We start from the raw sequence: 14,923 nt of genomic DNA, 5'->3' as shown, positions 1-14,923 counted from the left end.
CGCTTGGCCGATCTATCGGCGGTCGTGGTTGGGCTCCGGCGGTAGGGCCGCAGCCTGACGATCTAACCTCCAACTCACAGTCTGATAATATATATTATGTTAAATTGGATTGATGTCGCAATACGGCGTCTAGCCTGGACTGCCCGGATTGAGGATCAAGGTGCGATCTTCGACACGCCATGAACCCAGCCGGGATAAGAAGTTCATGCCCAATATGTCGGTGCCGAACCGATCCGAGACGACGACGCGCAAATCGGTGGCCTGGATCGGTCCGATCACCAATCGATCGATGCTCGACGTCCGCGCCATGACCATGCCGTTGGCGGTGTCGAGCTGGACCGGAAACGGACTTTGCTCAAGATCCAAGCCTGCGGCCTTTGCTGTCGCGTGGCTCAAGGACGTCGTCGTAGCGCCGCTATCGACAAGCATCCGTCGCGAAACCCCGTTGATCGAAGCGGTCGCCCAGAAATGCCCGTCGGACGCCATGTCCAACCGCATCGTACCGCCGGTGACATGCTGTTCGTCTTCGCGAAAGATGCCCCCAATCTTCGACCAGACATCGCTCGGGACATTTGTGCCCGCGCCCACGATCAGGAACAATGTCAGGAATATCACGAACCAAATGCCGGCCAGCCCGAGCGCCTTGCGCCACGGTATCCGGCGGCTCAGCAAGGCCGATAATGGCAGGATCAATGCCAGGAGGTAAAATGCGATGTCGGCGCCATTGCCGTTCATGAAATGACGGCCTCAAGCCCATCGAAGCCGGGCTCCACGCCTTGGGGAAGTTCCCTTGCCAGCGTGGCATAATCCATCGATTGGTCCATGTGGGTGAGGATCGCACGACCGGGATTGACCCGCCCAATGGCTTCCAACGTTGTCGCAAGGTGCGCATGTGTGGGATGCGGCACCCGCCGCAGGGCGTCGACCACCCAAACATCGACACCTTTGAACAGACGCTCCATATCTTCCGTAAGTGTATGAAAATCCGTTGAATAGGCCGCCGCGCGGCCTGCCCCGTCGAACCGGAAACCGGCCGACGTTATCCCGCCATGCGGCTGATCGACGGTGCGGACGCGGATGTCGCCGATAACAATGTCGTCTTCGAGCAGCTGCAGGCTCGCGGTTGGAGGATAACCGCCACGCCCATGAAAGACATAGCGGAACCGTGTCTCCAGCAGATCGTGGGTTTGCCGGCGGGCAAAGCCGGGAATTGGATGGTGCGTCAGGTGAAAGATCTGGCGCAGATCGTCGATCCCGTGGGTGTGATCGGCATGTTCATGCGTCCATAACACCGCATCGACGCGGCCGACATTGGCGGTGAGCAACTGCTCCCGCATGTCCGGCCCGGTATCGACCAGGATGGTGGTGGTCTCGCTTCGAACGAGGATGGCGGCCCGCGTGCGTCGGTTGCGCGGATCGCTTGGGTCGCATGCGCCCCAGTCGCCCCCGATCCGCGGTACCCCAGACGAAGTCCCGCAGCCGAGTATCGTTACCCTCACGCCTGCGCTTTCGTGAACAAGCGTTTGAAATTATGTGCCGTTCTCGAGCAGATCTCTCCCACCTCCTCACACCGCAGCTTCGCGATGAACGCGGCCGTATCGGCGACAAAGGCGGGCTCGCCGGTCTTGCCGCGATGGGGCACCGGCGCCAGGAAGGGGGCATCGGTTTCGATCAACATCCGATCGATCGGTAACCGGGATGCCGTCTCCTGCAGCGCCTGAGCATTCTTGAACGTCACGATCCCGGCGATCGAGATATAAAGGCCGAGTTCCAACATCCTGTCGGCGAACGCTGCGCTGGCGGTGAAGCAGTGGATCAAGGCCGGGAAGGCCCCCTTCCCCATCTCCTCGGCGATGATCGCAGCCGTATCCTCTTCAGCGTCGCGCGTGTGGACGATCAGAGGTAATGCGGTTTCGCGGGCAGCGGCGATATGGGCACGGAAGCTGCGCTGTTGCTGTGTTCGATCGGAATGATCGTAAAAGTAATCGAGGCCGGTTTCGCCGATACCGATCACCTTCAGGTGCTGGGCCGCCGCGATCAGCTTGGCCGCATCGACATCGGGATGCTCGTCCGCCTCGTGCGGATGGATGCCCACCGACGCCCATACGTCCGGTTCGCGCTCCGCCGTCGCGACAATGTCGGCCCACTCGCGTTCGCGCGTCGAAATATTGAGCATGCCGGTGACGCCACGCGCCCGCGCGCGGTTCAGCACCGCCGCCTGCTCTTCGACCAACCCCTTATAATTGAGGTGGCAGTGGCTATCGATCAGCATCAGGCCGGCTCAACCCATCGCGGAAACACACCCTGCGGCGCCGGCAACGGCGTGCCAGCAACGATAGGCGCGCGCAACGCAGCGAAATCGCGCGCGGTTGCGTCCTGCCCAAGCAGGTCGAGCAATGCATCCGCGCTTTTCGGAATGGCCCAGCGTGCCAGGATCGCCAGGATACGAACGGCCTCCGCCGTCCAGTACAGAACGCCATCCGCCATGGCGGGATCCTCCTTGCGGAGCGACCAGGGCGCCATATCGGCAAAATAGCGATTGGCGAGCGCCACGCCGTCCCAGATGATCTCCAAAGCGCGATTGAGCGCGAGTTCCTCCATCGCCCCGTCGACCCGCTCCAACAGCGCAGCCAATCCAAGCTGGTCGTGCGCGGGCCCCGGCTCCGGCACCACGCCGCCGGCATTTTTGGCGATAATGGACAGGCAGCGTTGCGCGAGATTGCCAAGACCATTGGCAAGATCGGCATTGCACCGGGTGACGATCGCCTCGTGGCTGTAACTGCCGTCCTGGCCGAAGCTTACCTCACGCAACAGGAAATAGCGCAATTGATCGACGCCGTAGGTCGTCGCCATGTCGATCGGATCGACCACATTGCCGACCGACTTGGACATTTTCTCGCCCTTGTTGAGCAGGAAGCCATGGCCGAACACCTGCTTCGGCAGCGGCAGACCTGCCGACATCAGGAAAGCAGGCCAATAGATTGCGTGAAAGCGTACGATGTCCTTGCCAATGATATGCACATCGGCGGGCCACCGCCCGAAGCCTGACCCCCCCTCGCCCGGATAGCCGGCGCCGGTCAGGTAGTTGGTCAGTGCGTCGACCCAGACATACATGACATGGCCGGGCGCGTCCGGCACCGGCACGCCCCAATCGAAACTGGTGCGGGAGATGGACAGATCGGACAGGCCCCCGCGCACAAAGCTGGTCACCTCGTTGCGCCGGCCCTCCGGCCTGATGAAATCGGGATGGGCATCATAATGCGCGAGCAAGCGATCGGCATAAGCGGATAAGCGGAAGAACCAGCTTTCCTCCACGGTCCATTCGACGGGCGTGCCCTGCGGCGAGAGCTTCGCGCCCCCTTCCCCTTCGACAAGCTCCTTCTCGTCGTAAAAGGCCTCGTCCCGTACCGAATACCAGCCCTCATAGCGGCCGAGATAGATATCACCATTGGCCTGCATAGCCCGCCAAATGGCTTGGCTGGCCGCATAATGGTCCGGCTCGGTGGTGCGGATGAACCGATCGAAGGAAATGTTGAGAGCTTCGTCCATTGTCTGGAAATAGCCCGACATTTCGTCGGCCAAGGCTTTAGGCGACACATTACGGGCCTTGGCCGCCTGGGCCATTTTCAGGCCGTGCTCGTCCGTCCCCGTCATGAAGAAGACGTCGCGCCCCTGCATCCGCCGATAGCGCGCGATCGCGTCCGCAGCGATCGCTTCATAAGCGTGGCCGATATGCGGCCGCCCATTGGGATAAGAGATTGCGGTAGTGATGTAGAAAGGCTCGGCCATGGCTCAGCCTTTAGCGGGAGGCTCCGCCTGAGCAAGCTTTGCGACAAGCCCGGCAATTTCCACGACCGTCAATTGCGGGTCGAGCGACTGGCGCACGGCGCGATCGGCAATGTCCCGCGCCTGGCGCCAGAGCGCGATCGTGGCCCCCATATCCGCCCTGCCCGCCCGGGCCGCCAAGGCAATCCGCGAGGGCGCGCGCTCCAGAAAGGCCTCATAGCGCGGCTGTGCGCTCTTGGTCGCCAGCGTACGCCCCAAGGCCGTGCGCAGGGCGTTGCTTGCATCACCTCGCGCGGCGAGCGTGTCGATCGCCTGATCCAGGCCAGCAATATCGAGACCGGCGAACCGCAAGGCGTTGCCGGGCACCCCCGCTGCCACACGGACAAGGCTGTCGATCTCGCCTGGCTCGGCTTCCGGCAGGGCACGGCGCAGGACGATTCCGACCTGCGCGTCGTCCAGCGGGCCGAACCGCACCATCCGGCAGCGCGAGCGGATGGTCGGCAACAGGCGCCCGGGCGCATGGCTGACGAGCAGGAAGATGGTACCGGCCGGCGGCTCTTCCAGATTCTTGAGCAGCGCGTTGGCGCCCCCACGCTCCATATCGTCGATCGCATCGATCAGCACGACCCGACGGGAAGACAGGCTGGGCGTTGTCGCAAAAAGCGGCTGCAGACTACGCACCTGATCGACCGTAATCGACCGTGCCAGATCTTCAGAATTCGCCCGTGGCAGCCGCTGTAACAGCTTGAAATCAGGATGCGATCCAGCTTCCAGCAGCGCCGCCACAGGATGCGTCTCTGCAACGTCCAACCGATCGCCGGACGGCTTTGGCCCCGCGGCGCTCGCCAGTAACCAGCGCGCAGCGGCAAAGGCGACGGTCGCTTTGCCAACGCCTTGGGGACCCGCCAGCAGCCAGGCATGGTGCATCCGACCGGAGCGTGCTGCATCCACGAACGCCGCAATCGCGTCGTCATGACCGACGATCATCGAGTCACCTCAGGCCATTCGCTGTGACGAAGGGTCAAAGCAGGTCCTCGAGCGCCGCCAGCAAGGCCTGGGTCACCGTATCGGCGCTGCCCCGTGCCTCGATCACCCGCCACCGTTCAGGCTCGGCGTCGGCCAAGTTGCGAAACGAAGCTGTCACGCGGCGGTGATAGGCGGCATCTCGTTTGCCGAAGCGATCCGGGCGGCCGGCATCACGCGCCGCCTCGCGCGCCATCGCCACCTCCTCCGGCAGCGTCAGCAGCAACGTGCGATCCGGCAAAAGGCCCTCACTTCCAATCGCATGCAAGGCGCGGATGGAATCGGATCCCAATCCGTCAGCGCCCCCCTGATAGGCAATCGAACTATCGAGAAAGCGATCGCAGATCACCCAAGCGCCGGCATCGAGCGCCGGCCGGATCGTCTTGTCGACATGGTCGGCGCGCGCGGCTGCGAACAACAGCGCTTCTGCCCGGGGCCCCCAGCGATCCGCGCTCCCTTCCAGCAAAAGCGCGCGCACCGCCTCGGCACCGGCGCTGCCGCCCGGCTCGCGTGTTTCAACGACGTCTCGGCCGTCGGCCCGCAACGCCGCCGCTAAAGCGCGGGCCTGCGTCGATTTGCCGACCCCTTCCCCGCCTTCAAGGCTGATGAAGCGGCCGCGCGTGCCTTGATTCATGCCATTCCAAGCAGCCGGCGCAGCCCGGCCCAGACACGATCGAAGAAGCCGGCCTCCACGACGTCGGCGGCAGCAACCAACGGCATCACCTGCGGCGGACCATCGGGGGTGCGGACGATCAGATCCGCGACATGGGTTCCCGCCTTGAACGGCGCCTTGATCGGCCCGTCATAAGCGACCGACAGCTTCATGTCGGAGCCCATGCCGGCCGGAACGGTCACCGCCAGATCGCGCGGTGCCACCAGGCCGACCTGACGCGCATTGCCCAGTTGCACGGGGGCGGTCGCCACCTGCTTACCCTTGGGAAAGAGCGGCTTGGACTGCCAGGCATGCAGGCCCCAATTCATGAACGCGACCGATTGTTCGATCCGCTGGTTGAACGACGTCAGGCCCGACAGCACCATGACCAGCCGTCGGCCATTCTGCTCCGCAGATCCGGTGAAGGAATATCCGGATTCTTCGGTGTGGCCGGTCTTGAGGCCATCGGCACCGGCGACGCGGCCCAACAAGGGATCACGATTGGCCTGGGTGATATCCGCACCCGTCCCCATCGTCTTGCCCCAGGTGAAGTTCGTACGGCTGTAGAACTGCTTATAGAGCGTGGGGAAATTCTGGATCGTCGCGGTGGCGAGCGTCGTCAGGTCGCGCGCGGTGACGTAGGTCACGCCACCGTCCGGCCAGCCATTCGATGTACCGAAATGGCTGTTCGTCAGGCCGATCTCCTGCGCCTTCCGGTTCATGATCGCGACGAAGGCAGGCTCCGTCCCGGCGATACGCTCGGCCAGCACGACGCAAGCGTCATTGCCCGACAAGGTGATGATGCCGAGCAGTAGATTAGCGACCGAGACCTGCTCGCCGGGCGACAGGAACATGGTCGATCCGGCCGCCGGGCCATGCCATTTGCGCCATGTCTCGGGGTTCACCGTCGCCATGTCGGTCAGCTTGAGCTCGCCCTTCTTGATCATGTCGAACGCGACATAGACCGTCATCATCTTGGCAAGCGACGCGGGCGGGATGCGCTGATCGGCATTCTTCGAATACAGCACGGCGCCGGACGACAGATCCTTCATGAACGCCACGGTCGCCGGCGTATCGAACGGCGGGGCCGCCGCCTCGCTAGGCAGCGCGGTAAGCGCAGTGGCGGCAAGAGCGAAAGCGGTGAAACGAAGACGCGTCATGGTGATCCCGTGATGGTTTTGCCTGTGATAGCGCCCACGGTCGCGCGGCGCCAAGCCTCTATCTGGCAATCGCGTCCGAAAGCACCCCCACCGACATCGCGTAGAAGTTGGAGCAGTTATAATCCAGGATCGACCCGTAATTGGTGGTCAGCAGATATGCCGTCATGCCTGGTCCATCGGGCTCCAGCAGACGGGCGAGCTCGTCATCCGCTGGAGCGGGAAATCCGGAGATCACCAATCCTCTGGCCTTCCATTCGGCAATGGTCAGCCACTTGCTCAGCCGCGCGTGCACGCGAGGGCAGCGCGGCGATACGAGCGGAGTGCGCACCGCGGCGCGATCGAAATTGGCAGGCACGGTAGCGGCCACGCCCCAGGGCGCCCCCGGTTTCCATCCCGCCTCGCGCAAATAAGCTGCGATCGAGGCCAAAGCGTCGGCCTTGTTGGTCCAGATATCGGCCTTGCCATCGCCATCGCCATCCGCCGCGATACGGAGGTATACGCTCGGCAGGAATTGCGGATAGCCGGTAGCCCCTGCCCAACTGCCCTTCATTTCGGCCCGCGTGAAACCGCGGTCGATCAGCTTCAGCGTCGCGATCAACTCAGCGGTGAACAATTCTCGCCTACGCCCCTCGTAGGCCAGAGTTGCGCACGAACGGATCAGATCGAAATCACCGGTATAGACACCATAGCCGGTCTCGAGCCCGAATATCGACAGCGTGATCTTTCCCGCGACGCCCGTGCGCGCCTCGTTACGCGCCAGCTGGGCGCTGAGTGTCTGATAAAGGGTGCGCCCCTTGTCGATATGGGCCTGATCGACATGACTGCGTCGATAGGCCGCAAACTCCATCGGCCCCGGCGGCCCCGAGTTGAGCGTGCCCCCAGGCTGCGCACGATCGAGGCGAATCACTTTCGGGTTGAAGGTAAGACCGGCCGTCTCACGATCGAATGTCTCGGGCTTGACCCCTTCCGCTATCGCGCGCGACCGCAGACCGGCAACGAAGCTGGTGAAAGCCGCGTCCTGCGTCAGGCTACCGCCTGTGTCGGTAACAGTGCTGCCCGAGGACGGAGGAGCGGTTTGAGCGGCCAGAGGCGCCGCGCACAGCGCAAGGGCTAGGGCGGATAAGCGAAGCGACAACATCATGCCCTGCCCTGCCACATTCGGCCGCAGATCGAAAACCCTGTTAAAGATGCGCGGAGTGCTTGCGCCGACGCGCTGCCGCCCCGATAAGCGCGCGCTTGGACAGGTGGCCGAGTGGTTTAAGGCAGCGGTCTTGAAAACCGCCGTGCGGGGAACCGTACCGTGGGTTCGAATCCCACCCTGTCCGCCATTGGGTCATTCCAAGGGGTCCTAACAGGTCCCAATGGCTTGAAGAATTTTCTCGTATTATCAAAACCTTGGCGGGTCTTGTTGGCTCCGCGTGTCCAGTTTGGTCCAACCGGGTCTCAACGGCCTTGTGGTATCAAAACGTGGTACGTGGCGAGCAAAAACGTGGTACTTTGCCAGGAGGACTGATCGTGTTGAGCGACGCCAAAGTTCGAGCCGCGAGGGGGCGCGACAAACCCTACAAGTTAACGGACTCTCACAGGCTCTATCTTCTTGTCACTCCCAACGGGGGAAAGCTGTGGCGGTGGAATTACACCTACGATGGCAAGCAGAAGAGCATGGCCTTCGGGGCCTATCCGCTCGTCACGCTGGGCGATGCACGCGCCAAGCGCGATAGGGCTTATACTGCACTGTGCGAGGCTCGAGATCCTGCGATCCTGAAGAAGTTAAAGATCGAAGAAAATCTTCAAGCTGCGCGGCAAACGTTTGAAAAGCTTGCACGATCTTGGTATGCGAACGCCGCACCTCGGTGGGGTGCACGCCATGTGGACGACGTTATCCGCAGCCTGGAACGCGATGTGTTCCCAACGATCGGCAACCTACCCGTTGGCGACATCACCCCTCCGCTGGTGCTTGGCACTTTGCGCGAGGTCGAGAGCCGAGGCGCTATCGAGACCGCCAGGCGCCTGCGCCAGCGAATCTCAGCCGTCTTTGTCTATGGAATAGCAGAAGGTGTGGTGAAAGCGGATCCAGCCGAGAAGCTTGGTGCGGTACTGAAGCCACTACGCCGGGGCCGACAGGCAGCAATCACAGAGATCGAACCTCTCCGCGCCATGATCCGAGCGACCGAAGGGGAATATGCTCGGCCGGTGTCCCGTTTGGCCCTTCGTCTCCTCGCACTGACGGCGGTCCGTCCTAACGAGATACGCGGCGCGAGCTGGGCAGAATTCGAGGATCTCGACGGGCCGGAGCCGCTATGGCGCATCCCGGCCGCCCGCATGAAAGGCGCGCTTGATCGCAAGGAGGAGCTACGGGGCGACCATCTGGTGCCCCTACCCTATCAAGCCGTTGCAGTGCTCCGCGCCATATGGCCGTTGTCCGGCAACCTAGATCTCGTGTTCCCAAGTGCACGCCACTCTCATCGACCAATGAGTGAGAACGCGCTTGGCTATCTGTTGAACCGCGCCGGCTATCATGGCCACCACGTGCCACATGGCTTTCGCGCTGCATTCTCAACCATCATGAACGAATGGGCTGAGCGCCACGGCAAGGACCATGATCGGCAAGTCATTGATCTCATGCTCGCGCATCTGCCGAAGGGAAAGGTCGAGGGCGCCTATAACCGCGCCGCCTATATGCCGCGGCGGCGCGAATTGGCCACCGTCTGGGCTGATCTGGTGAGCGATGGGCTACCAGCTCCCGTGACCCTTCTGGACCTGCCTGCGCGGGAAACAGGGCCAACCAGCCGACGCCGAGTGCCAAGACCGGTTGGTGAGGCATTCCGCTTTCCGCCTCCCCGGAGGACGTCGTCGCATCCGCGCAGACAATGATAACAGCCACACTATCACCGTGATGGGTCCGATCAGGTGGTTCGCTGCAGAGCGCTGATCACGCTGCGGTGAGAGCATTGAAAGACGGTCGGGAGCGAGCGCCCATCGCTGGCCTACCTTCCGGCTGCGCTTTCGTGGGTTTCCTTCCACTTGGGCCGCGTAATTTGAAACAGGTCGGTCTGAAGGCTGTACCAGCCGGACCCGTGCATGCGGCCGAGCAGATTCATGGCCGGCGCATCGACGTAGAGACGCTCAGCGTCAGTGATGAACGCATCGACCAGATGGCCGTATAGCACTTCGGCGATGATCACGACCTGGTTCTGACCCGTCGCGATCTCATGCAGGCTACGGCATTCAAAGCTTGCTGGCGCCGTCGCGATACGTGGCGGCTTGACCATCACGCTGGGTGCCATCGTCAAACCGGCAAGTTCGGCCTCGCTCACCTCCGGCGGCGCATCAATGCAGGTCAGGTTCATGGTTTCACCATGGGCCACGTCGACCAGGTTCACCACGAATTCGCCGCTGGCCACGATGTTGGCAGCGGTATCCTTCAACCTGCCCTTGTCATGCGCCATAAGTCCCACTGCGATCGTCAGGGGATCGTCCCCCATCATATTGAAGAAGCTGTAAGGCGCTGCGTTGACGATCCCATGATCCGACAGGGATGTGATCCAGGCAATTGGCCGCGGCGTCACACAGGATCCCAAGATCTTGTAGCGGTCGCTCTTCGGCATGGCGCGCATATCGAACTGCATGGGCCTAGCCCTGTCGAACCACCGCCGCCTTGGGCGTCTCGTCAACGAGAAGTCGAAAGACGTCGGGACGCGCATAATGTCCGACCACGTCGAAATCATATTTGCCGCGCACGACCTCACCCAATTCGATCTCGGCATATAGGATCGTCTCGCCCGAAAAATCCGGGCCCGCGAGAATCTGGCCGTGTGGGCTGACGATCACGCTGCCGCCCCGCAGCAGCACCGTGTCTTTCTCATTGCCCAAGGCACACTCATAATCGTCCGGATAGGCTGCGCGCGTGATGTGCTGGCATGCGGAGAGCACGTAGCACCGCCCCTCCAGCGCGATGTGCTGCATCGACGGCACCCACGTATCGCGATCGTCGGCGGTCGGCGCGCAATAGATGCTCACGCCCTTATCGAACATCGCCAGACGCAGCGCTGGCATGTAATTTTCCCAGCAGATCACAGCACCGATTCGGCCAAGGGAAGTCTCGAACACGGGCATCGTCGATCCGTCGCCGAAGCCCCAGATCAGCCGCTCGGCCCCGGTCGGCATCAGCTTGCGGTGCTTGCCGATCAGCCCTCTCTCGCCATCGAAGAACAAGGCGCTGCAATACAGCGTGCCGCCGTCGCGCTCGAGGCAGCCGATGACGACGAAAAGTCCCGTCGCGGCCGTTGCCTCTTCGAGCAGCGCCACCTCGGGACCGTCGAGAGCGATCGCGCCTTCGTGGTAGCGCAGAAATGCGTCGCGCCCCTCCGGCTTGCGCATGCCGACAGGCGTACCGAAGGACGCGCCTTTGGGATATCCGCCGATGAAGACCTCAGGGAATACGGCCAATCGTGCCCCTTCTGCTGCTGCTTCCCGGATAAGCCGTGCCGCCTTTTCCGCAGACGCGATCGGCTGGAATGGCATTGCCGCGGCCTGCACCACTGCTGCCCTGTAAGCTGTCATCGCAAATCTCCGCCAACCCGTTCCTGCTCTCATGCCCTGCATTGACACTTCGGCGCAAATTATTTTAACCCTATAACAGTTCTCGAAAACCGAGGGTGCTATGGCGACAGCAGGCTACGATCACTATCGCGAGGACGTGGCCGGGCGAGCGAACGTCGCCGACACGGCAGAACTGGTCGACTTCTATCGCGCGCTCGAACAGCAACATACGGGCGCCCTGTGGACGGTCGCCAACAAGATCGAGCCGTGGGAGCCTGTCTCTGCCTCCCGTCCGATGGTGTGGCATTATGATCGGCTGCGCGACCACGTCCTGCGCGCGCTCGAACTTGTCACGCCTGAACAGGCCGGACGACGCGTCGTCTACCTTGCCAACCCAGGCCGCACCGATGTCGTCGCCGCGGTTGGCTGGCTCTATTCGGGACTACAGGTGATGGGACCGGGCGAATGTGCGTCGAGCCACCGGCATTCCGCATCGGCCCTGCGGTTCATCATGGAGGGCTCCGGCGCCTTCACCAACGTCGATGGCCACAAGATGACGCTCGGCGCGAACGATTTCGTCCTGACGCCGAATGGTACCTGGCATGAACATGGGGTGTCAGAGGATGGCACGGTCTGCATCTGGCAGGACGGGCTCGACATTCCCCTTATGAACGCGCTCGAAGCCAATTTCTACGAGGTCCATCCGGACCTTCAGCAGGCCGTCTCGTTCCCGATCGACGATTCCACCGCGACCTGGGGGGCTGCGGCGTTACGCCCGGCCGGCGAGACTTGGTCGCGACGTTATTCGCCTCTCCTGAAATACGAATGGGGGCCGACCTATGAAGGCCTCCTGCGCTATTCCAAAGTCACCGCCGGCTCGCCCTACGACGGGGTCCATATGGACTATGTGAACCCGATCTCCGGCGGACCGGTGATGCCGACGATCGGGGCTGCGATGCAGTTGCTGCGTCCGGGCGAGCATACCAAAGCCCATCGGGAGGTGGGCAGCTTCATCTACCAATGTGCCAAAGGGTCGGGATATTCGATCGTCAATGGCCAGCGGCTGGACTGGAAAGAACGCGACATCTTTTGCGAGCCGACTGGGATGTGGCACGAACATGTTAACGGCTCGAACAGCGGCGACGCCTGTCTTTTCTCCTTCCACGATCTGCCGGTGATGCGTTCGCTCGGCCTCTATCGTGCCGAAGGGTTGGCCGAGAATGACGGCCATCAACACATCACTGATAGACCAGCTCTTTGAAAGGAAACCCATGCGTCTTGTAACCTACCGCGCCTCGATCGAAGCGGCGGGCCGGATGGGGGTCATCGTCGGCGACCTGGTGATCGACGTGGCCGCACTTGGCGAACGCGCCGGCCTATCATTTCCGCACCGCATGCTCGATTTTATCGAGCTCGGACCGACAGCGGTGATGGAACTCGGTCGTCTGATCGAAGCGGCTGACGGCCGTTGGCCGGTGGGTGGCGCACTGCCGCTGGCTAATGCGAGACTGCTCGCCCCCATACCGCGCCCTCGCAAGAACATCTTTGGCATCGGATTGAACTATATCGATCATGTAGCGGAATCGGCGGCAGCCTTGGACACTTCGCCAGATCTGCCCAAGCAGCCGGTTATCTTCTCCAAACCCCCCACGGCGGTTGTCGGCCCGGGTGATCCGGTTGTGCACAATGCCGCGATTACGCAGCAGCTGGACTGGGAGGTGGAGTTGGCTGCGATCATCGGCACCACCGCAAAGCGGGTCGAGCGCACGAATGCGCTAACGCATGTGTTCGGCTATACGGTGTGCATCGACATGAGCGCGCGCGACAATCGCCGGGCCGGCCAATGGATCTATTCCAAAGGGCAGGACACTTATGCGCCGATGGGCCCCTGTATCGTCACGGCTGACGAAATTCCGGATCCACAGACGCTGGACCTGTGGCTGAGTGTGAATGGGGTTGAGAAACAGCGATCCAACACCAGCCATATGCTGTTCAAAGTCGACGAGCTCATCGCGGATATCAGCCAGGGCATCACGCTCGAACCTGGTGATATCATCGCGACGGGAACGCCAGAGGGCGTGGGCGCCGGGCGCAATCCTCAGGAATTTCTGTGGCCGGGCGATATCATCGAGGCCGAGGTCGCTGGCATCGGTAAGCTACGCCACGCCATCATCGCAGCCTGAGGATCTGCCGCATGCAGGCCGCCTGACACTTCGATCAGGCGGCCTGAGCGGTTTCCGCGGGTCTCATTTCCGCAGGCCATGGATGCGAGCGCGCCGTCGCCAGGTCCATGCACACGAGCACCGGCTTGAGACGCAGGCGCAATTCACCGTTGCATGTGACGGTCACAGTCAAAGCCGCCGAACTGCGGCCGACCCGATCCACCTCGACCGCGAAATCGAGTAGGTCACCCAATCGGCTCGGCACAACAAATTCAGCCTCCAGTTTCACGGTGGGGACGCCCAGCCGCAGACGAAAGTGCATCGTCTCGAAGTCGACACCGATCACGGCAGCGAAATAATCCTCTAGGGCTGCGTTCAGCATCTCAAAGTAGCGCGGGTAAAAGACGATACCGGCCGGATCTACGTGCGCAAACCGCACCTGCTGCTCGGAAACGAACGTCATTCAGGTGTCCCGCCCTCTCTTGCAATTGATTCCTTGAGCATTGCGAGCAAGCTGTACAATGCCATCTGGTCTTCGCCTTTCATCCCGGCGAACATGGCCTCGATCCACCGATGATGGGCCCGCGCCAGCTCAACGAAATGGGCCTGCCCTCTGTCCGACAATGCGACGATGGACGATCGACGATCCTCGGCGGCGGGACGGCTGACGACGAAACCATCGTTTTCGAGCTGCCGCACGAGCGACGTCACATTGCCATTCGAGACCAACAGTCCGCTCGATAAGGCGCTCATCGTCACCCCCTCTGGGTGGCGGTCAAGCAGCGCGAGCACGTCAAAGCGCGGCAAGGTCGTGTCATATTGCTCGATGAACCGCCGCCTGAGCCGCTTCTCGATGACGGTCGAACAGCTGAGCAGCCGCAGCCAGACGCGCACATCCGAGCGCCCCGTAAGGGCGCCATCATGCTTTTCGCGTATCGGCGCCTGATCCTGCTCGGCACGAGCCGCCGGCTGCTTCATACGGCGTTTGCCTGCTGCAACGTCCGTTCCAGCTGAGCCTGACCAAGCACGTACGCCTTTGGAACGCCAAGCCCTCGGTAGCCGGATTGGGCTGCGGCGCGCATCGTCCAGTGCGGATCCGCGAGATGCGGCCTGCCAAGTGCAACGAGATCTGCACGGCCTGCGGCGAGGATCGAATTGGCATGATCCGGTTCGAATATGTTGCCGACGGCCATGGTCGGGCAGCCCGCCTCATTTCGAATGCGATCGGAAAAGGGCGTCTGGAACATACGCCCATAACGGGGTTTGGCCTGTGCGGAGGTTTCGCCTGCCGACACGTCGACAAGATCGACACCTGCGTTGCGCAGAGCAACAGCGATGAGGACTGCATCGGCAGGCGTCACGCCTGCGTCCCCCAGCCAGTCATTGGCCGAGATCCTGACGGCCAGCGGCCGATCTGCGCCCCAGGCTTCACGCACTGCACCAATCACCTCGAGCGGGAACCTCAGTCGGTTTTCAAGGGTGCCGCCATAGGCATCCCGACGCTCGTTCAGCAACGGCGTGATGAAGCTCGACAGCAGAAAGCCGTGCCCGGCTTGCAGCTCGAGCATGTCGAACCCTGCTTCGCGCGCACGCCTGGT

At 62.3% G+C, this 14,923-nt stretch carries 15 protein-coding genes, 1 tRNA gene and 1 pseudogene; 4 read left to right on the top strand and 13 right to left on the bottom strand.

Annotated features, from left to right (window positions below; translation table 11 throughout):
- Positions 1-129 precede the first annotated feature (129 nt).
- From ACOJSI_RS04655 to ACOJSI_RS04620, 8 genes are read right to left on the bottom strand one after another with little or no spacing between them, the layout of a single operon-like run.
- Entirely contained in the window at positions 130-735 is a 606-nt protein-coding gene (locus ACOJSI_RS04655; protein WP_420137092.1) for a retropepsin-like aspartic protease family protein, read from the bottom strand.
- On the bottom strand, positions 732-1,499 hold the full coding sequence (locus ACOJSI_RS04650) for an MBL fold metallo-hydrolase (protein WP_420137091.1): 768 nt from the start codon (positions 1,497-1,499) through the stop codon (positions 732-734). The genes ACOJSI_RS04655 and ACOJSI_RS04650 overlap by 4 nt, the downstream gene beginning before the upstream one ends.
- On the bottom strand, positions 1,496-2,272 hold the full coding sequence (locus ACOJSI_RS04645; protein ID WP_420137090.1) for a TatD family hydrolase: 777 nt from the start codon (positions 2,270-2,272) through the stop codon (positions 1,496-1,498). The genes ACOJSI_RS04650 and ACOJSI_RS04645 overlap by 4 nt, the downstream gene beginning before the upstream one ends.
- Complete coding sequence (gene metG / locus ACOJSI_RS04640; RefSeq protein ID WP_420137089.1) at positions 2,272-3,789, bottom strand: methionine--tRNA ligase; 1,518 nt, start codon at positions 3,787-3,789, stop codon at positions 2,272-2,274. The genes ACOJSI_RS04645 and metG overlap by 1 nt, the downstream gene beginning before the upstream one ends.
- A 3-nt stretch (positions 3,790-3,792) precedes the next feature.
- Positions 3,793-4,773 carry a DNA polymerase III subunit delta' gene (locus tag ACOJSI_RS04635; RefSeq protein WP_420137088.1) on the bottom strand — a complete coding sequence of 327 codons (981 nt, stop codon included), beginning with the start codon at positions 4,771-4,773 and terminating at the stop codon, positions 3,793-3,795.
- 34 nt (positions 4,774-4,807) lie between these two features.
- The gene (gene tmk, locus ACOJSI_RS04630) at positions 4,808-5,443 is read right to left on the bottom strand and encodes a dTMP kinase (protein ID WP_420137087.1); all 636 of its coding nucleotides are present in this window, start codon (positions 5,441-5,443) and stop codon (positions 4,808-4,810) included.
- Entirely contained in the window at positions 5,440-6,621 is a 1,182-nt protein-coding gene (locus ACOJSI_RS04625; protein ID WP_420137086.1) for a D-alanyl-D-alanine carboxypeptidase family protein, read from the bottom strand. The genes tmk and ACOJSI_RS04625 overlap by 4 nt, the downstream gene beginning before the upstream one ends.
- A gap of 58 nt (positions 6,622-6,679) precedes the next feature.
- A complete protein-coding gene (locus ACOJSI_RS04620; RefSeq protein ID WP_420137126.1) occupies positions 6,680-7,759 on the bottom strand; it encodes a lytic murein transglycosylase in 1,080 nt (359 codons plus the stop codon).
- 100 nt (positions 7,760-7,859) lie between these two features.
- Between ACOJSI_RS04620 and ACOJSI_RS04615 the strand changes: the two genes are divergently transcribed.
- Both ACOJSI_RS04615 and ACOJSI_RS04610 read left to right on the top strand, forming a co-directional pair.
- Positions 7,860-7,949 (top strand) — tRNA-Ser (locus tag ACOJSI_RS04615).
- 187 nt (positions 7,950-8,136) lie between these two features.
- The gene (locus ACOJSI_RS04610; RefSeq protein WP_420137085.1) at positions 8,137-9,495 is read left to right on the top strand and encodes a tyrosine-type recombinase/integrase; all 1,359 of its coding nucleotides are present in this window, start codon (positions 8,137-8,139) and stop codon (positions 9,493-9,495) included.
- A 113-nt stretch (positions 9,496-9,608) separates the two neighbouring features.
- On the opposite strand, the gene ACOJSI_RS04605 is transcribed toward ACOJSI_RS04610, so the two are convergent.
- Positions 9,609-10,238 carry a flavin reductase family protein gene (locus ACOJSI_RS04605; RefSeq protein WP_420137084.1) on the bottom strand — a complete coding sequence of 210 codons (630 nt, stop codon included), beginning with the start codon at positions 10,236-10,238 and terminating at the stop codon, positions 9,609-9,611.
- A 16-nt stretch (positions 10,239-10,254) separates the two neighbouring features.
- Positions 10,255-11,184: a carbon-nitrogen hydrolase family protein gene (locus ACOJSI_RS04600; RefSeq protein WP_420137083.1), complete on the bottom strand. Its 930-nt coding sequence runs from the start codon at positions 11,182-11,184 to the stop codon at positions 10,255-10,257.
- Between the two features lie 100 nt (positions 11,185-11,284).
- Between ACOJSI_RS04600 and ACOJSI_RS04595 the strand changes: the two genes are divergently transcribed.
- Positions 11,285-12,424 carry a cupin domain-containing protein gene (locus ACOJSI_RS04595; protein WP_420137082.1) on the top strand — a complete coding sequence of 380 codons (1,140 nt, stop codon included), beginning with the start codon at positions 11,285-11,287 and terminating at the stop codon, positions 12,422-12,424.
- Entirely contained in the window at positions 12,384-13,346 is a 963-nt protein-coding gene (locus tag ACOJSI_RS04590) for a fumarylacetoacetate hydrolase family protein (RefSeq protein ID WP_420137081.1), read from the top strand. The genes ACOJSI_RS04595 and ACOJSI_RS04590 overlap by 41 nt, the downstream gene beginning before the upstream one ends.
- A gap of 34 nt (positions 13,347-13,380) precedes the next feature.
- Here the strand turns inward: ACOJSI_RS04590 and ACOJSI_RS04585 are convergent, their stop codons facing one another.
- The 3 genes and pseudogenes from ACOJSI_RS04585 to ACOJSI_RS04575 form a co-directional block, all read right to left on the bottom strand.
- On the bottom strand, positions 13,381-13,788 hold the full coding sequence (locus ACOJSI_RS04585) for an acyl-CoA thioesterase (RefSeq protein WP_420137080.1): 408 nt from the start codon (positions 13,786-13,788) through the stop codon (positions 13,381-13,383).
- The gene (locus ACOJSI_RS04580; RefSeq protein ID WP_420137079.1) at positions 13,785-14,303 is read right to left on the bottom strand and encodes a MarR family winged helix-turn-helix transcriptional regulator; all 519 of its coding nucleotides are present in this window, start codon (positions 14,301-14,303) and stop codon (positions 13,785-13,787) included. The genes ACOJSI_RS04585 and ACOJSI_RS04580 overlap by 4 nt, the downstream gene beginning before the upstream one ends.
- A pseudogene (locus ACOJSI_RS04575) lies at positions 14,300-14,923 on the bottom strand (bifunctional salicylyl-CoA 5-hydroxylase/oxidoreductase); the annotation flags it as partial. The gene ACOJSI_RS04580 and the pseudogene ACOJSI_RS04575, both read right to left, overlap by 4 nt.

The organism is Sphingomonas sp. (assembly GCF_048595155.1).
In the GTDB taxonomy this organism is placed as follows: domain Bacteria; phylum Pseudomonadota; class Alphaproteobacteria; order Sphingomonadales; family Sphingomonadaceae; genus Sphingomonas_I.
The sequence above is the reverse complement of the archived record's forward strand: the minus strand, read 5'-3'. Positions and strand labels throughout refer to the sequence as shown.